The 16,338-nt window shown below is 62.2% G+C and carries 12 protein-coding genes; 6 read left to right on the top strand and 6 right to left on the bottom strand.

Translation table 11 applies throughout. The features are described 5' to 3' along the window. Window positions 1-90: 90 nt before the first annotated feature. From NKJ15_RS13990 to NKJ15_RS13975, 4 genes are all read right to left on the bottom strand, one after another. Window positions 91-1,404: a M24 family metallopeptidase gene (locus NKJ15_RS13990; protein WP_352815837.1), complete on the bottom strand. Its 1,314-nt coding sequence runs from the start codon at window positions 1,402-1,404 to the stop codon at window positions 91-93. A 25-nt stretch (window positions 1,405-1,429) separates the two neighbouring features. Continuing rightward, window positions 1,430-3,007 carry a glycosyltransferase family 39 protein gene (locus NKJ15_RS13985; protein ID WP_352815775.1) on the bottom strand — a complete coding sequence of 526 codons (1,578 nt, stop codon included), beginning with the start codon at window positions 3,005-3,007 and terminating at the stop codon, window positions 1,430-1,432. A gap of 88 nt (window positions 3,008-3,095) precedes the next feature. Further along, window positions 3,096-5,681 carry a GcvT family protein gene (locus tag NKJ15_RS13980; protein WP_352815773.1) on the bottom strand — a complete coding sequence of 862 codons (2,586 nt, stop codon included), beginning with the start codon at window positions 5,679-5,681 and terminating at the stop codon, window positions 3,096-3,098. Window positions 5,682-5,813: 132 nt separating this feature from the next. Next, entirely contained in the window at window positions 5,814-7,391 is a 1,578-nt protein-coding gene (locus NKJ15_RS13975) for a trimethylamine methyltransferase family protein (RefSeq protein ID WP_023676493.1), read from the bottom strand. 208 nt (window positions 7,392-7,599) lie between these two features. Between NKJ15_RS13975 and NKJ15_RS13970 the strand changes: the two genes are divergently transcribed. The 6 genes from NKJ15_RS13970 (at window position 7,600) to NKJ15_RS13945 (ending at window position 14,594) form a co-directional block, all read left to right on the top strand. Further along, window positions 7,600-8,760, top strand: a complete 1,161-nt coding sequence (locus tag NKJ15_RS13970; RefSeq protein ID WP_352815771.1) for an MFS transporter — start codon at window positions 7,600-7,602, stop codon at window positions 8,758-8,760. A gap of 95 nt (window positions 8,761-8,855) precedes the next feature. Beyond that, window positions 8,856-10,925 (top strand): prolyl oligopeptidase family serine peptidase, encoded by a 2,070-nt coding sequence (locus NKJ15_RS13965; protein ID WP_352815769.1) that lies wholly within the window; start codon window positions 8,856-8,858, stop codon window positions 10,923-10,925. 240 nt (window positions 10,926-11,165) lie between these two features. After that, window positions 11,166-12,551, top strand: a complete 1,386-nt coding sequence (locus NKJ15_RS13960; RefSeq protein WP_352815767.1) for an aspartate aminotransferase family protein — start codon at window positions 11,166-11,168, stop codon at window positions 12,549-12,551. 480 nt (window positions 12,552-13,031) lie between these two features. Beyond that, window positions 13,032-13,340, top strand: a complete 309-nt coding sequence (locus tag NKJ15_RS13955; protein ID WP_352815765.1) for a DUF6422 family protein — start codon at window positions 13,032-13,034, stop codon at window positions 13,338-13,340. 19 nt (window positions 13,341-13,359) lie between these two features. Further along, complete coding sequence (locus NKJ15_RS13950; RefSeq protein WP_352815764.1) at window positions 13,360-13,659, top strand: hypothetical protein; 300 nt, start codon at window positions 13,360-13,362, stop codon at window positions 13,657-13,659. Between the two features lie 110 nt (window positions 13,660-13,769). Next, window positions 13,770-14,594, top strand: a complete 825-nt coding sequence (locus NKJ15_RS13945) for a class I SAM-dependent methyltransferase (protein WP_352539671.1) — start codon at window positions 13,770-13,772, stop codon at window positions 14,592-14,594. A 406-nt stretch (window positions 14,595-15,000) separates the two neighbouring features. Here the strand turns inward: NKJ15_RS13945 and mmsB are convergent, their stop codons facing one another. Both mmsB and NKJ15_RS13935 read right to left on the bottom strand, forming a co-directional pair. Further along, complete coding sequence (mmsB, locus tag NKJ15_RS13940) at window positions 15,001-15,885, bottom strand: 3-hydroxyisobutyrate dehydrogenase (RefSeq protein ID WP_352815763.1); 885 nt, start codon at window positions 15,883-15,885, stop codon at window positions 15,001-15,003. 43 nt (window positions 15,886-15,928) lie between these two features. Beyond that, window positions 15,929-16,294, bottom strand: coding sequence for a four helix bundle protein (locus tag NKJ15_RS13935; RefSeq protein WP_352815761.1), 366 nt, complete (start codon window positions 16,292-16,294; stop codon window positions 15,929-15,931). Window positions 16,295-16,338: the final 44 nt, after the last annotated feature.

The raw sequence follows: 16,338 nt of genomic DNA, 5'->3' as shown, positions 1-16,338 counted from the left end.
GCCTCATGCGACGCGCTTTAGATTCTTGTTTTATGCATGTCGTTATCGCAAAGCCGCTGCACACTTTTGCGCGACATGCATTAGCGTCGCTCAGCCGCCAAGCAGCCGATTGTCGAGCGGGTAGGTCGAAAGCTTCTCGTTGCCGGTTTCAGTGATCAGGATCTGTTCTTCGATCTTGACGCCTTCGTAGCCGCCAAGCCGACCGATATAGCTCTCGACGCACAGCACCATGCCAGGTTCGAGCACTCCGTCCGGTGTGTCGTCGGTCCAGTCGCCAGCATGCGGCAAGGTCGGGTATTCGTCGGCTAGGCCGACGCCGTGATAGAGCACCCCGTAACGGGCCGGGAAGCAGTCTCCCGGTGGCACTGACGAGCACTCGACGAGGTCGCGGAACGATATGCCCGGCCGCATCAGCTCCGTGTTGTGGGCGATCTGGTCGGCGGCGATGCGGAACAGATCGCGCTGCTCATGCGACGGCGGCGCGTCACCGCAAAGCCAGGTGCGCGAAAGGTCGGCGCAGAAGCCGTAAGGACCGATCAGGTCGGTGTCGAAAGCGACGAGCTCGCCGGCCTCGATCGTCCGCGACGAACACTCCTGGAACCATGGATTGGTGCGCGGGCCCGACGACAGGAGCCGGGTTTCGATCCATTCGCCGCCGCGCGCGATGTTGCCGCGATGGAGTTCGGCCCACAATTCGTTCTCGGAGATGCCAGGCCTCAGCGCCTGCTCCATCTCGCCCATCGCCGCCTCGCAAGCGACGATCGCTCGGCGCATGGCAAGGATTTCGTCGGGCGATTTGATCAGCCGCGCATTTTCCATCACCGCCTCGCCATTGCCGGTCGAGATGCCGAGACGGGCGAACTCTTCGATGCCCTCGGGATTGATATGGTCGACGGCGATACGGCGATTGCCGCCGCCATGTTCCAATACCAGCTCGGCGATGCCGGCTGCCCAGCGGCGGGCTTTTTGGCCGGTCAGCTCGCCGCTGTACAGATAAGCCCACGACACCGCCGGCCGCACCTCGTCGACGACGCCGGAATGATCGGAAAGGTGCTCGCAGGAGAAATAGTCGAACAGCACCACCGGGCCATCGGTGGCAACGAAACAATGCCTGGTCCGATTGTGTGCGACCCAGAGCTGCATGTTGGTTGCGTCGGTGGCATAGCGGATATTGACCGGATCGTAGAGCAGGGCTCCCGCATAGTCGCGGCGCTTCAGCTCGGCGCGGATGCGCTCGAGCCGATATCGGCGCATGGCGGGCAGGTCAGGAGCAGCAATGCCCGCCGCCTGCCATTCGACTTCCGCCAGCGCTCCATAGCCCAGCGCATGCTGGTTGAGTTCAGCGGCCTTCAGCCGCGATTTTTTGTGCAGCACATCGTTCGAGCCGTCCGGCTCGAACGGCATGATCTTGCGGTGATGACGGGGCCGGTCAGTCGGGTTCCTGTCCACCCTCGGCTCCTCCGCTAACGCCTTCCTTGGGCGCCGTGGTTTCTCCCACCGCCATTCTCTTCAATCTTACATAGGCGCCGGCCCGGGCGGACTTGCCGGTGCCGCGCAACAGCGGAACCATCATTTGCCGTGGTTGGCCGTCCGGCTCATAGCCGGCCGCTTTGAGCTGCTCCAAAATGACCGGACGCGGATCGTCTCGGTCAAGCCAGACGAGTACGGCCGGCTCCTGCATCAGCGTTTCGAAATTAGGCACTTCCTGGTCAAGTGCGACCAGGTTTTCATCGACCAACCGCAGGTTTCCGACCCATGCACCATCAGATATTGCGGTTTTGACCGGTCCGTCCGCAGTCAGTTGGCGATAGAGGGCGGGGTAATCCACGCGGATCATCCGCGAGAGGCCACTGGTCCCGTTTATCTGGACGTACCAGGTGGCGGGCGCGAGCAGCACGGCGATGATCGCTCCAGCCGCGATCACCAGGAGCTGCGCATTCCTGCCGCGCGGCGCCAGCCGTTCCATAGTGGCGACGATGGCCAGCGGCAACATGAACAGGACCGGTAGCAGCCAGCGGTCCTTGACCACCGTCACGCCGGTGGCAAGTACAAGTACTGCAAGCATGGCCAAGCCGAGCGCCAAGGTACGCCACAACAGAATTTCCCTTGCCGGACCTTTCGGGTGCCGCTCGGAGAAACGGAACTTCGCCAGCCAGAACGTGAGGGCGGAAACGAGCACCGGCAAGACCGCGAAATTGAAGGTGCCCACGATAAACTTGCCGGCGCCGACAAAGGCCGCCGCCACGCGCCCTTGTTGCGCGTCTATTCCGAACTTCTCGCCTCTCGACAATAAATCGGCGGGATGCATGAGGCTCCAATAGGTGGTTGGCGCCAGCACCAATATCGCGACCGCTATGCTGATGGCGAACTTCGGATCGAGAATCGCGCTGCGCCATTCGCGCAGCGACAGCACGGCCGCAACAAGGGCCACCACGAGGAAGACATCATTATATTTGGCAAGAATTGCCGCCGCCGTGGCCAGGCCAAACGCCGCATAGGCGATCATGCTTCGCCGCTCGAGAAGATAGGCCATTGCCAGCAGGAGCAGCGAGCAGAAGCCGACGACGGCGACGGAATGCGACAAGGCGCGCTGCGATTCCCAGACGATCTGCGGGATCGTAAACAGGCCGGCCATGGCCGCCGCCGCTGTCGCTTTGGTGTAGCTGAACCGCCGCATGGCGGCGAACACGCTGCAGGCGGCAAGGAACAGCACGGAGTATTTGACGAGCTTCAGCGTGAAGATACTGGTGCCGAAAACATGCGCGGCCAGCCAGTTGATCCAGGTGTACAGGGGTGGTTGCGAGCCGCCATATCCAGCCCAGAGATACGGAACATAGATCAGCTGCTCCGCATCATCGATGCCGACGCCGGTTCCCGCCCAAGAGCTCAACAGGGACAGTATGATGGTCTGCAAGGCAAAGTAAGCCGCGACCATGACGATCGCCGCCGGGAAGGGGCCGATCCGTCCCTCGGCCAGCCACTCGGCCCATCTCAGATTGTACTTCAATGAAATCTCATCGCCCTTGCCAGCAGAGTGTTGCCGGCTGCGCTAGCATGAAGAGTATGCTCCGCACAATGCGACCGGCTGGCTGCGTCTACGTCCTCATCTTTTCGCCGCTCGGGTCGAAGGGCGGTTCGACATTGATGTGTGCCGGCCGCCGTTGCCCGAGGATTTCGATCTCGAACAGGCCGGCGCTCTCGTTCTCGGCAAGCGCCGCCGGTACATATCCCTGCGCCATCGACTTCTCGACATAATGCGCATAGCCGCCGGAGGTGACCCAGCCGACCACGCGCCAGTTGCCGTCGACAATGCCGCGCACAGCAGACGCGCCTTCGGCGGCGTTCGAGCCGCGCACTTCCTTGCCGCCCGCGTCGAAGCGCGGCGCGCCATAGCCATGCGGCTTTTCCACGGTGCCGTAATCCTTGCCGCCGACCTTGGCCCAGATCGGCTCGTCGCCCATGACGTCTGCATCCGCGGCATCGACGATGAAGGAGACACGGCGCAGTTTCGGCCCTTCTGCCTGTTCCTTGGCCGCTGCTTCCCGGCCGATGAAGTCGTTCTTCTCCAGCTTGATGAAGCGGTCCATCGAGCCTTCGAACGGTCCGTAGATCGGACGTAGCTCGCGGAACCAGGTCGGGAAGTTCTTTTCAAGGCGCATAGAGAGCAAAGCCCGCATGCCGAAATCGACAAGCCCAAACTCTTCGCCAGCCTCCTTGATCGCCTTGTAGACCAGGCGCTGGTAGGCAGGCGCCATCCATATCTCGTAGCCGAGGTCGCCGGTGTAGGTGATGCGATTGACCATGCAGGGCGCGCCGCCGACCGCCATTTCGCGGAAATCCATAAAGCGGAAGGCCTTGGTCGAGATGTCGACATCGACCAGTTTCTGTAGCAGGTCGCGGGATTTCGGCCCGGCGATGGAGAGACCGACCAGCGTCTGGTCGAAGCGGTGGATGCGGATGCTTCCGTCCTTCGGCAGATGCTTCTCGAACCAGCGCATGTGGTATTTTTGCGCTGCCGAAGAACCCCATATCATGAAGCGGTCTTCCCCACCCCTTGGGCTCGCCTTGGCGATGGTGAAGTCCCCGATCAGCCGGCCGAACTCGTTCAGCATGGGCGTCAGCACGATGCGGCCGGTCTTCGGCATGCGATTGGTCATCAGACGGTTGAGGAAGTCCTCGGCCCCTGGTCCGGAGACTTCGTATTTGGCGAAGTTGGCGATCTCGGTGACGCCGACCTTCTCGCGGGTGGCGTGCACTTCCTCGCCGATCGGGCCGAAATCATTGGAGCGGTGGAAGGACACAACGTCCTTCGGCTCCGAGCCTCTCGGCGCGAACCAGAGCGGGGTTTCGAGACCCCAGCTGTCGCCCATGACGGCGTTGTTGGCGATCATGGTGTCGTAAAGCGGGGTCGTCTGCGCTGGTCTTGCCGCCGGTAATTCCTCGTTGGGAAAGCGGATGGAGAAACGGCGCGAATAATTTTCGCGGACCTTTGCGTTGGTATAGCGCAGCGTTGCCCATTCGCCGAAGCGCGCAACGTCCATGCCCCAGACGTCGAAGCCGGGGTCGCCATGGACCATCCAGTTCGACAGCGCCAGGCCGACGCCGCCGCCCTGGCTGAAGCCGGCCATGACGGCGCAGGCGCACCAGAAATTGGTCAGGCCCTGCACCGGGCCGACCAGCGGGTTGCCGTCCAGCGCGAAGGTGAAGGGGCCGTTGATGATCTGCTTGATGCCGGCCTTTTCGATGCCGGGGAAATGCTTGAAGCCGATCTCGAGCGACGGCGCGATGCGGTCGATGTCTGGCTGCAGCAGCTCGTGGCCGAAATCCCAGGGCGTGCTGACCGGCGACCACGGCTTGCAGGCCTTTTCATAGGTGCCGAGCAGGATGCCGTTGCGCTCCTGGCGGGTATAGATCTCGCCCTTGAAATCGAGCACGCCAATCATCTCGCGGCCGGTCGACTTGTTGAATTCCTCGACCTCCGGCATCGGCTCGGTCAGGAGATACATATGCTCCATGGCCAGCACTGGCAGTTCGACGCCGACCATGCGACCGATCTCGCGCGCCCACAGGCCGCCGCAGTTGACCACATGCTCGGCTTTGACTGTGCCTTGCTCAGTGACGACGTTCCAGGTGCCGTCGACCTCCTGCGTCAGTTCCACGACGCGGTTGCGCAGTACGATCTCGGCGCCTAGCTTCCTGGCGGCCTTGGCATAGGCATGGGTGGTGCCGGAAGGGTCGAGATGGCCCTCGACTGGATCCCACATGGCGCCGACGAAATTCGTCTCGTCCATCAGCGGGAACATTGCCTTGGCTTCGGACGGCGTGATCAGTTCGGTGTCCATGCCGAGATAGCGGCCCTTGGCGTGGGCGAGCCGCAAGAAGTCCATGCGCTCGGGCGTGTCGGCCATCATCACGCCGCCGGTCAGGTGCAGCGAGCAGGATTGGCCGGAAATCTCCTCGATCTCCTTGTAAAGCTGCACCGTATAGGCCTGCAGCTTGGCGACGTTGGGATCGCCGTTCAGCGTATGGAAGCCGCCCGCCGCATGCCAGGACGAGCCGGAAGTGAGCTCCGAACGCTCGATCAGCATGATGTCGGTCCAGCCAGACTTGGCCAGATGATAGAGTACCGAGCAGCCAACGACGCCGCCGCCGATGACAACCGCTTTTGCATGAGATTTCATGAAGATAGATCCGTTTTTGAAGAGATTGAATCGAGTGAGCGGGGCGCGAAAACAAAGCGGAGATGGGATACAGCGATGTTTCGGGCCAGCCTGCCATCAAGACGGAGTGGGGGTCGACTACTCATCAGATGATCAAAAATCGGTCGGCGCGCCGCCTTCGGCCCGGCGCTTGTCGACGAAGGCGTTGAGCTCCTCCCGGATTGCCGGATCCATGTAAGGCTCTTCATAGGACGCCAGCCGTTCCTTCCAGACGCGATTGGCCTTTTCGAGCGCCGTCGGCGACCCGGCCTCCGCCCAACTCTCGAAATTGCGCCAGTCCGAGATAATAGGCGCATAGAACGCGGTCTTGTAGCGGTCCTGCGTGTGCTGGGTGCCGAAGAAATGGCCGCCGGGGCCGACGGACTGTATGGCGTCGAAACCGAGTGCTTCCTCGGAAAGATCGAGCGGCGTCAGGAACTCGGCGACCATCTGCAACAGGTCTATGTCGAGGATGGTCTTCTCGTAGGAGCAGCGAAGGCCGCCTTCGAGCCAGCCGGCCGCATGCATCATCAGATTGCCGCCGCCCTGGATGGCGCCCCACAGTGAGAACACGCTTTCATAGGCGGCCTGCGCGTCGACCGTGTTGGCTGCGCAGGTGTTGGAGGTGCGGTAGGGGATGTTGTAGCGGCGGGCGAGCTGCCCGCCGACCAGCTGCGCCTTCATATATTCCGGCGTGCCGAAGGCCGGCGCGCCGGACTTCATGTCGACATTCGAGGTGAAGCCGCCGTAGCCGACAGGCGCGCCCTTGCGCACCATCTGCGCGAAGGCGATGCCGGACAGCGCCTCGGCATTCTGTTGCACCAGCGCGCCGGCAATCGTCACCGGCGCCATGGCGCCGGACAGGGTGAACGGCGTCACGATGACCACCTGGCCCTTGCTCGACATCTGGATGATGCCTTCCATCATCGGCACGTCGAGCTTGAGCGGCGAATTGGTGTTGATGATGGTGAATACCGACGGCTCTGCAAGCAACTGCTCATGGCTGATGCCACGTGCGATCCTGGTGATCTCGATGCCGTCGACGTTGCGCTCCTTGCCGAGCGAATAGATGTGGAACATCTTGTCGGTCAGCGTGGCGAGGTCACGGATGCATTCAAGATGGCGGACGGACGGATGGATGTCGATCGGCTCGACCGGATAGCCGCCCGTGCAGTTCAATATGTTGTGCATCTGCGCAAGCTTGAGGAAGTTGCGGTAGTCCTGCTGGTTGCCTGGCCGGCGGCCGCGGTCGACGTCTGAGCAATTGGGTGCCGACGCCATCATCGAGATGATCAGATTATCGCCACCAAAGCGCACGTTGTGCGCCGGGTTGCGGGCGTGGATGGTGAACTCCGGCGGGCAGTGCGCAACCAGTTCCAGGATCATGTCACTGTCGAAGCGCACCCGCTCGCTGCCTTCGCGGACATCGGCGCCATGCGCCTTCATAATGCGCCGGGCTTCGTCATGCAGCACGTCGACGCCGATTTCCCGCAGCACGCGCAGAGAGGCGAGGTGGATTGATTCCAGCTCGTCGTCGGAAACCAGCCGGGTCGGCGCCAGCGGGTTCTTCAACTGCCGAAACGGCGGCTGCTCGAACGCCGCCGATCCGCCGGCACGCTTTCCCGCGCGGCCGCCGCGACGGGCGCGGTCGTTTGCCAATGCAGGTTCGGCGGGCTGAAGGGCGGCGGTCATGATAGTCCTCGTACGCTGCGGCAATGCGGCGGCATAATGGACTGCCGGCCGGCCAGCCATTGCGGAGGCGGCGACCACTAGGACGAGGGAAGCGACATGCCTGAAGGGCAGCCGGAGGGATCGTCAGGCTCTTATCTCTTCCGGCTGGCGCAAGCGGTTTTCGTTGCCGGTGCTTACCGCGATGAAAGCGAAACGCTAGTCCTGCATCATGGACCGGGCGGAACAGGACAGCGGCGAGACAGTGCAATGGGCGGCGATCACCGGCGTGATCGCCACCGTCTCGGTGTTCGCCATCGCGCAAGGGCTGAGCTATCCGCTGTTGAGCTTCATCCTGCAGCGCCAGGGCGTCTCGCCGGCCATGATCGGCCTGTCGGCGGCAATGACGCCGATCGGCTTCATCGTCTCGTCGCCGCTGGTTCCGGCGCTGGCACGGCGTTTCGGGGCAGGGCGCACCGCGCTTACTTGCGCGGCACTTTCCGCGCTGGTGCTGGCGCTGATCGGCTGGACGCAAAATGTCTATCTGTGGTTTCCGCTGCGCTTTTTGATCGGCGCCGTCACCAACCCGCTCTACGTGCTGAGCGAAGTCTGGGTGATCGCACTGGCGCCGCCGGCACGCCGCGGCCGCGTCATGGGCATCTATTCGACCATCATTTCGGCGGGCTTTGCGGCGGGGCCGCTGTGCCTGCTTGCGGTCGGCACCGAGGGATGGCCGCCGTTTCTCGTCGGCATCGCCGCATTCCTGTTTTGCGGCGCCTGCCTCGCCTCGGTGCTGGCACGGCTGCCCAAGGTCGACGAGAGCGGGCACCGCGTTTCGGTGCTGGGTTTCGTGCCGCAGGCGTGGCTGCTGTTATCGGCGGTGATCGTGGCCGCCGGTTTCGAACAGGCGGTGCTCGCCTTGCTGCCGGTCTACGGAACACATTATGGCATCGCCGAAGCGCGCATGTCGGCGCTGCTGTCGGTGATGATCGCCGGCAACATCGCTATGCAGGTGCCGCTCGGCCTGCTGGCGGAACGACTGACGGCGCGGCTGGTGCGGTTCATCTGTGTTTCGATGACGGTGCTCGGATGCGTTCTGTTGCCGGCTCTCATCGAGACGCCGCTGATCTGGCCGTGCGTCTTCATCTGGGGCGCGGTTTCCTACGGCATTTACACGATGTCGATCATTGAACTCGGCGAGCGGTTCACCGGCTCGGCACTGGTCGCCGGCAACGCCGCCTTCTCGCTGATGTGGGGCGTCGGCGGCATCGCCGTGCCGCCGCTGGCGGGCAGCGCCATGGATGTTGTTGGCGCCGGCGGCCTGCCAATGACGCTCGGTGCCATTTGCCTGGCGCTGGCAGTTGTAACGGTCATTCGAAGACGGATGGTGTGAATGCCAGAAAGCCGCCGTTTCTGACGAATAACTTGAATGTAAGCGGCCCCATGTCGATCTTGGCTATGTCGCCGCCCGACTCAACCGGAGACCTCATGATCAAATCGAATACCAAGGGCCAGCCGGGTTCGGCGGCCGAAGACCCGTTTCTCTGGCTTGAGGACAGGAGGGGCAAGCAGGCGCTCGACTGGGTGCATCACCAAAATGCAGTTACGGTCGGGGAGCTGCAGGGTGATCCGTCCTATCAGACGTCGTTCGAGACGGCGCTCGACCTGATGACAGCCGAGGATAACATCGCCGTCGGGGCCGCTATCAACGGCTATGTCTATAATTTCTGGCAGGACCGGACGAACGTACTCGGCGTTTGGCGGCGCACCACCGTCGCCTCCTACAAGACCGACAAGCCGGAATGGCAGACGATCATCGACTTCGACAGTCTGGCGGCGAAAGAGGGGGTGAAATGGGTGTTCAGCGGGGCCAGTCGGCTCTACCCCGACTTCAGCCGCTGCCTGCTCAACCTGTCGCCGGATGGCGGCGATGCCAGCGAGATGCGCGAATTCGATATCGAAAGCAGATCGTTCGTCGATGGCGGCTTTCGCGCTCCTGCCTCGAAGTCGAGCTTTAGCTGGCTGGACGAGGACACGGTTATCGTTTCCGCCGCCTTCGAGGAGGACGACAAGACCCAGTCCGGTTATCCGCGCGTGGTCAAGCTTTGGCGGCGCGGCACGCCACTGGAAGCGGCGATGCCGATCTTCGAGGCGCTGAAGCAGGATCTTGCCGCCGGCGGGTCCGTCGAATTCGACGGCGACAAGCGTCATGTCTTCCTCGCCCGGACCATCGACTTCTTCGCCTCGCACAGTTTCCTGCGGCTGCCTTCCGGCGAGAACAGGCGCATCCCGTTGCCGGACGACGTCACCGATACAGCGCTGTTCAAGGGCCAGCTCGTCTTCGGCGTGCGTACCCCGTGGACTGCGCCGGACGGCACGCTGTGTAAGCCCGACGGGCTCTATTCACTCGATTTCGAGCGCTGGATCGAAACCGGGCTATTCGGATCCCTCGATACCGTGCTCGAGCCGGCGCACCGCGTCTCGATCGCCGGCATTGCCCGCACGCAGGACCGGCTGTTCATCAATTTGATGGACAATGTGCGCGGCAAGGTCGTCGCCGGCAAGCGCAGCGACAGCGGCTGGGAGTTCAAGCCCGTGGCGTTGCCCGAAAACGGCAATGTCGGCATCAGCCATGCCGAGCATTTCGGTTCCAGCGTCTCCTTCTCCTTCACCGATTTCCTGACGCCGAGCTCGATCATCTGGTCGGACGACAACGCTGCGGGGCTGGCAACGGTGAAGTCGCAGCCGGCGCGTTTCGACCCGTCGTCCCTGCTCTCCGAACAGTTCGAGGCACGCTCGAAGGATGGCACGATGATCCCGTACTTCGTCGTCAGGAAGCGCGACTTGCATGGACCCGTGCCGACATTGCTTTACGGCTATGGCGGCTTCGAAGTGCCGCTGCTGCCCGGCTATGCCGGCGTGCGCGGCAGGCTGTGGCTGGAGAAGGGCAATGCCTATGTGCAGGCCAACATCCGCGGCGGCGGCGAGTTCGGCCCGAACTGGCACCAGGCAGCGCTCAAGGCCAATCGCCAGAATGCCTTCGACGATTTCGCTGCCGTCGCGCAAGATCTGATCAAACGCGGCATCGCTACGCCCGCCACGCTGGGCATCCAGGGCGGATCGAATGGTGGCTTGCTGACCGGCGTCTCGCTGACCCAGCACCCGGAATTGTTCGGTGCAGTGATCATCGACGTGCCGTTGCTCGACATGCTGCGTTACACCGAGCTGTCGCCCGGCGCGTCATGGATGGCCGAGTATGGCGATCCGGCGAAGCCGGAAGAGGCAGCCTGGCTCGCCGCCTATTCGCCCTACCAGCATGTAGACACGGATGCAGCCTATCCGCCGGTGTTGCTGACGACCTCGACCGCCGACGATCGCGTCCATCCCGGGCATGCGCGCAAGATGGCGGCACGGCTGCAGGCGGCCGGCCATGGCAAGACGCTGTTCTTCGAGGAGACCGAGGGCGGCCATGGTGGACGCGGCGACCGGCGGCCGCAGGCCGCACAGGCGGCGATGAAGTACGTCTTCCTGCAGCGGGCCCTGACTGGCACCAATTGACCGGCGTCGCTTGACCGGCACGGCTTGAACTGAGGGCTCGAGGCAGCCTAAGGTACATGCATGGCTCGGCTGGCGAAATCGGGTTGCGCATTTAGGGTGGCGGTGACGCCGTCGTCGCGCACGCTACGCGCCGAGCTGTTGCGGCTCTGCGCTCGCATCGGCTATTCGCCGCCCGCTGTCCTCTGACGAATCCGCCCCGGCGCGAAAGCTGCCGGATTGGTTCAAGAGGAAAGACCAGACATGACCTACCAGAATTATTCGCTGAAGCAGCTTCAGCAGATCGATGCCGCGCATCACCTTCATCCGTTCACCGACCACAAAGAGATGCGCGAGACCGGCTCGCGCATCATCACCCACGCCGACGGGCCGTTCATCTATGATGCCGAAGGGACGGAAATCCTCGACGGCATGGCTGGGCTGTGGTGCGTCAATGTCGGCTATGGCCGCGACGAGCTCGCCGACGCCGCCTACGCCCAGATGAAGGAGTTGCCCTACTACAACTCTTTCTTCAAATGCTCGACGCCGACGCCGGTTCTGCTGTCGAGAAAGCTGGCGGAGATCGCGCCAAGGCACATCAACCAGGTGTTCTACGGCTCGTCCGGTTCGGAGGCCAACGACACGGCGCTGCGCCTGGTCCGTCACTATTGGGTGCTGGAAGGCAGGCCCGAGAAGAACCGCATCATCTCACGCAAGATGGGCTATCACGGCTCGACCATCGCCGGCGCCTCGCTCGGCGGCATGGATTTGATGCACAAGCAGCTCGGAGGCGCCGTGCCCAACATCGTCCATGTGATGATGCCCTATGCCTATGAGCTCGCACTGCCCGGCGAAAGCGACCATGATTTCGGCCTGCGCGCGGCAAAAGCGGTCGAGGACGCGATCCTCGAAGCCGGCGCCGACAAGGTGGCCGCCTTCATCGGCGAGCCGGTGATGGGGGCAGGCGGGGTGAAGATCCCGCCGATGAGCTATTGGCCGGAGGTGCAGCGCATCTGCCGCAAATACGATGTCCTGCTGATGCTGGACGAGGTCATCACCGGATATGGCCGCACAGGCGAGTGGTTCGCCGCACAAGCCTTCGATGTCGAGCCCGACACCATCACCACGGCCAAGGCGCTGACCTCTGGCTATCAGCCGCTGTCGGCGCTGCTGGTCGGCGACCGCATCGCGGCGACGCTGGTCGAAAAGGGCGGCGAATTCTATCACGGCTACACCTATGCCGGGCATCCGGTGGCCTGCGCGGTGGCGCTGAAGAACCTCGAGATCATCGAGCGTGAAGGCCTGGTCGAGCGCGTCAGGAACGACACCGGGCCTTACTTCGCCAGGGCCCTGCAGGAACGTCTCGGTGGGCACGATCTGGTCGGCGAGGTGCGCTCGTTCGGGCTGATGGGGGCGATCGAGATCGTCAAGGACAAGGTGACCAAGGAGCGCTTCCTGCCTGCCGGCAGCGCGGCGGTGATGGTTCGCGACCACGCGATTGTCCAGGGCATGATGCTGCGCGCTACCGGCGACACGATGATCCTGTCGCCGCCGCTGATCTGGACGCGCGAGACGATCGACATGGCCTGCGACCGCATCGCCACGGCGCTCGATCTGGCGCAAGCGGATTTGCGCAAGGGGGTAAGGTAGAACCATCGCCGGGCGTCCTGCAGTCGGACGCTCGGCGATCGCTGCGTCGATCGCCGAGCAGATGGTCGAGGACGTGGACAAAGTCAGTTCGAATTCGGCTGCGGGTGGAAACGCGCCCCATCCAGGCACTGCCGACTATTCAGCTTTGGCGCGCCAAGCCTACCTCACTCCCCGGCTGGCAAAACTCGTCCATGCCGAGCGCGGCAAGCGTGCGAACGGCGCCCGTCTTGTCACCTGCCGCCGATCAGCGTGACGTCCGTAAGCCATCCGTAAGTCCGGTCCTGTCAACTTCGCCTGATCGACTTCAGCAAGGGATCATTCGTTCAAGGAGACCAAAATGGGCGACTAGCTGTCCTTAGCGCCACGTCGCAACGAATTGCGCCACGTTGAAGAGCGAACAAGTCGAGCGGTGTGCAAATTTGAAGCATGCTTGCTTCCCAATTGAGGCATTTGGCGAATCCAAATCTGAGGGAGTGACACATGTTTAAATATCTGTCTCGGGAGGGTCTCACGCGCGAACAATCGGAAGCCCTGGAAAAGGCCGCGTTCTTGATCATCAGCGCGCGGAAAGAAGCCGCGGCGCTACTGGCGCGGGCGGGAGTAACTTTACCTGATAATGGGTTTGGGTTCGGGAACCCTTGCAACGCGCACATAGAGGCGCACGGCAACTGCCCGTGCAACGATTACACGGGCGATGGTGGGCCATGTTTGACGCAGACTACCCTCGATACGGCCTTCCCCCCGTCCCGGAGTTGCGGCCATCCACCATCAAAACATCTCTCCACGTAAGGCGTATTGGAGACAGTTGATGCGCACCGTTTCTTTGATCCTAGCCTTGGTTATGCAATCGGTCATCACTGTATCTCTTGCGCAGGACGCCAAAACACCTTTCAAAAGGCCGGTTCCAGAAGAGCACAAGGGCTTCGTGGCGGAAATTGAGAGTGTTTTCAGGAAATATCCAAAGGCGATCGCTCGCTACAAACTCGTGGATATCGGCCTCGTAAATATTGGCGAGATGCCGCGCGTGGAGTGCACAGTGGAATGCGAGTTTGATTCTACTTGGGGCGGATGGTGCAAAGACCGTTGTGATACGGAACGCGAAGAATAGCACTGCCGGTTTCCATTGCCCGGTTGCTAGTCGACAGACACGCGCTTTATGATGGCTGCTGAAGCGCCGATCGGGCCCGTTGCCCGAGATCGTTGTGCGGGAGGGACACTATGGCCCAGCAGGAGCAGTGGCAGCTGGAAGGCAGCGCCGCGGACCTCTACGAGCGCTACCTGGTCCCGGCAATCACAGCCCTGTGGGCTGCGGACCTGATGGATCGTGCTGCGCCTCAATCTGGTGAGCGGATTTTGGACGTAGCTTGCGGCACCGGCGTGGTGGCACGCTCGGCGGCCGAGCGTATGGGAAGTGGGCAGGTCGTCGGCCTCGACATCAATACGGGCATGCTCGCCGTTGCTCGGTCGCTCCCGAGAGGCGCTGGAGCGCGTATCGACTGGCACGAGGGAAGCGCGCTCGAAATGCCGTTCCCTGACTCCGCCTTCGATCTGGTTCTTTGCCAGCTCGGACTGCAGTTTTTTCCGGATCGATCTAGTGCGCTCCGTGAGATGTTCCGGGTTCTGGTGCCTGACGGCCGACTGGCTTTAAACGTTTTCAGCGCTATTGAGCACACTCCTGCGGCGAAGGCGCTGGCGGATGCCTTGGATCGACACCTCGGTCCAGGCGCTTCGGCAACGAAAAGGTCTGAGCATTCACTCGCCGATGCGGACGAGCTTTACCGATTGGTGGCCGAGGCGGGATTTCGTCAGGTGACCATCCACACGACGACACAAAACATCCGATTTCCCTCGTCTAGGGAATATGTGCGACTACAGCTGGCAGCGACTCCGCAGGCCGGGCTGGTCAGCAGAATTGATGCCGGGCATCGGGAAGCAGTCATCGCAGCGATCACCGGTGATCTAGATTTTTCGCTGGCAATCTATTCAACTGAAGGGGAGCTGATGTTCCCCCAAGAGGCCCACGTCGTGCTCGCACGCAAGTAGCGTAGCTGACCGATGAGCCATGGCACCGACGCGCTGGGGGATTGGGGCGCGACCACCTGTGGGTCGACGTAGCTCAGGACAGCAGCCACGACGCCGACGATCATCTGGAGACACGCCAGGGCGATCGCCTCATTGTCCTTGAAGAATGCGAAACGCAAAAACCGCGCTCCATCGGAACGCGGCTTTGCCAGATACGCATGGCGCTTCGCCAACAATACACTTGCGAAACTTACGGCGAAACTTACGGGCTCCGGTACGCGAGACCTGATCCGGAGCGCCGGGCGGATGTCCGCCTCGCAATCCGTTTTAAACGCATATCGTTACTGCAGGGTTAGCAAGAGCTTAAGCAAACCTAAATTTGCCGGCTTTCCGCATTGGGCAGATCGAAAACCTGTGAACCTGGAGCTTACGCCGGGTCACCACGGAGGAAATTAATGATGCCGGAAAAATCCGCGCCGGCATTCCCTTGTGCGTTGAACAGCGCATAAAGCTGGGCTGCCTCGGCGCCGAGCGGCGTTGCTGCACCGACGCTCTGTGCGGCCTCCTGCGACAGTTTCAGGTCCTTCAGCATCAGTGCCGCCGCGAAGCCAGGCTTATAGCCATTGTTGGCGGGCGATGTCGGCACCGGGCCGGGCACCGGGCAATAGGTGGTCAGCGACCAGCACTTGCCGGACGAGGTCGAGGCGACGTCGAACAGCGCCTGGTGCGACAGGCCGAGCTTTTCTGCCAGCACGAAGGCCTCGGCAACGCCGATCATCGAAATGCCCAAAATCATGTTGTTGCAGATCTTCGCCGCCTGTCCGGCGCCGTCGTCGCCGCAATGAACGATGCGGCCGGCCATCGGCTTGAGGATTGGTTCGGCCTTGGCGAAGGCATCCTTCGAACCGCCGGCCATGAAGGTCAGCGTGCCGGCCGCCGCACCGCCCGTGCCGCCGGAGACCGGCGCGTCGATCGACAGCAACCCGTGCTTGGCGGCGATGGCATGGGCCTTTCGAGCCGACTCGACATCGATGGTAGAGGAATCGATGAACAGCGCGCCTTTTTTTGCCCTGGATACTATGTCTGCGTAAACCGACAGAACATGCTTACCGGCTGGCAGCATGGTGATGACCGCATCGGCGTCTTTCACCGCCGCAACGGCGTTGGCCATGATGACGACGCCGTGTTCCCTGGCGATGACGAGATTCTCCGGCACCAGGTCGAAGCCGTGCACGGCATACCCGGCCTTGACCAGGTTGGAGGCCATCGGATTGCCCATATTGCCGAGGCCGATGAAGGCGATGGTGGTCATAATGGCGCTCCGTGGTTTGGGTAGGCAGTAGGCAGTAAGCGACCTATTCGGGCGCAAGTTTGCTAATAAGTTGGCGAAGCATTTTCCCGATGCCCTCGGTCGCTAAAAGCACGTGATAAGCTTGATCATGCGTAGCAAGGCCAATGCGTTCGGCGATCTGGAGGTGTGTCTCGAACTCCTTCAGCGATCCCTGGGCAATCCTGAGAAATTGCTGATAGGAGCCTCTGTCTCGGCCGTAACCTTCCGCGATGTTTGCAGGAATAGAGGTTGCTGAGCGGCGGATTTGGCTGGTCAACCCATACAATTCCTCTTTTGGCCATGCCTTGGTCAGGGAGTAGGTGGTGACGGCCAGATCCATCGCCTGCTGCCATACGATAAGATCCTTGTACGAATTGATCTTGCCGGTCATCTTTCTGCCTACTGCCTACTGCCTACTGCCTACTGCCTACTGCC

This window comes from Mesorhizobium sp. M0207, from assembly GCF_040321995.1.
Lineage (GTDB): Bacteria > Pseudomonadota > Alphaproteobacteria > Rhizobiales > Rhizobiaceae > Mesorhizobium.
The sequence above is the reverse complement of the archived record's forward strand: the minus strand, read 5'-3'. Positions and strand labels throughout refer to the sequence as shown.

Excerpts from the sequence above, each read along its gene's own strand:
- NKJ15_RS13990 (WP_352815837.1), bottom strand. The coding sequence starts at position 1,404 with ATGCCGTTCGAGCCGGACGGCTCGAACGATGTGCTGCACAAAAAATCG.
- NKJ15_RS13980 (WP_352815773.1), bottom strand. The coding sequence starts at position 5,681 with ATGAAATCTCATGCAAAAGCGGTTGTCATCGGCGGCGGCGTCGTTGGC.
- NKJ15_RS13975 (WP_023676493.1), bottom strand. The coding sequence starts at position 7,391 with ATGACCGCCGCCCTTCAGCCCGCCGAACCTGCATTGGCAAACGACCGC.
- NKJ15_RS13970 (WP_352815771.1), top strand. The coding sequence starts at position 7,600 with ATGGACCGGGCGGAACAGGACAGCGGCGAGACAGTGCAATGGGCGGCG.
- NKJ15_RS13965 (WP_352815769.1), top strand. The coding sequence starts at position 8,856 with ATGATCAAATCGAATACCAAGGGCCAGCCGGGTTCGGCGGCCGAAGAC.
- NKJ15_RS13960 (WP_352815767.1), top strand. The coding sequence starts at position 11,166 with ATGACCTACCAGAATTATTCGCTGAAGCAGCTTCAGCAGATCGATGCC.
- NKJ15_RS13955 (WP_352815765.1), top strand. The coding sequence starts at position 13,032 with ATGTTTAAATATCTGTCTCGGGAGGGTCTCACGCGCGAACAATCGGAA.
- NKJ15_RS13950 (WP_352815764.1), top strand. The coding sequence starts at position 13,360 with ATGCGCACCGTTTCTTTGATCCTAGCCTTGGTTATGCAATCGGTCATC.
- NKJ15_RS13945 (WP_352539671.1), top strand. The coding sequence starts at position 13,770 with ATGGCCCAGCAGGAGCAGTGGCAGCTGGAAGGCAGCGCCGCGGACCTC.
- mmsB (WP_352815763.1), bottom strand. The coding sequence starts at position 15,885 with ATGACCACCATCGCCTTCATCGGCCTCGGCAATATGGGCAATCCGATG.
- NKJ15_RS13935 (WP_352815761.1), bottom strand. The coding sequence starts at position 16,294 with ATGACCGGCAAGATCAATTCGTACAAGGATCTTATCGTATGGCAGCAG.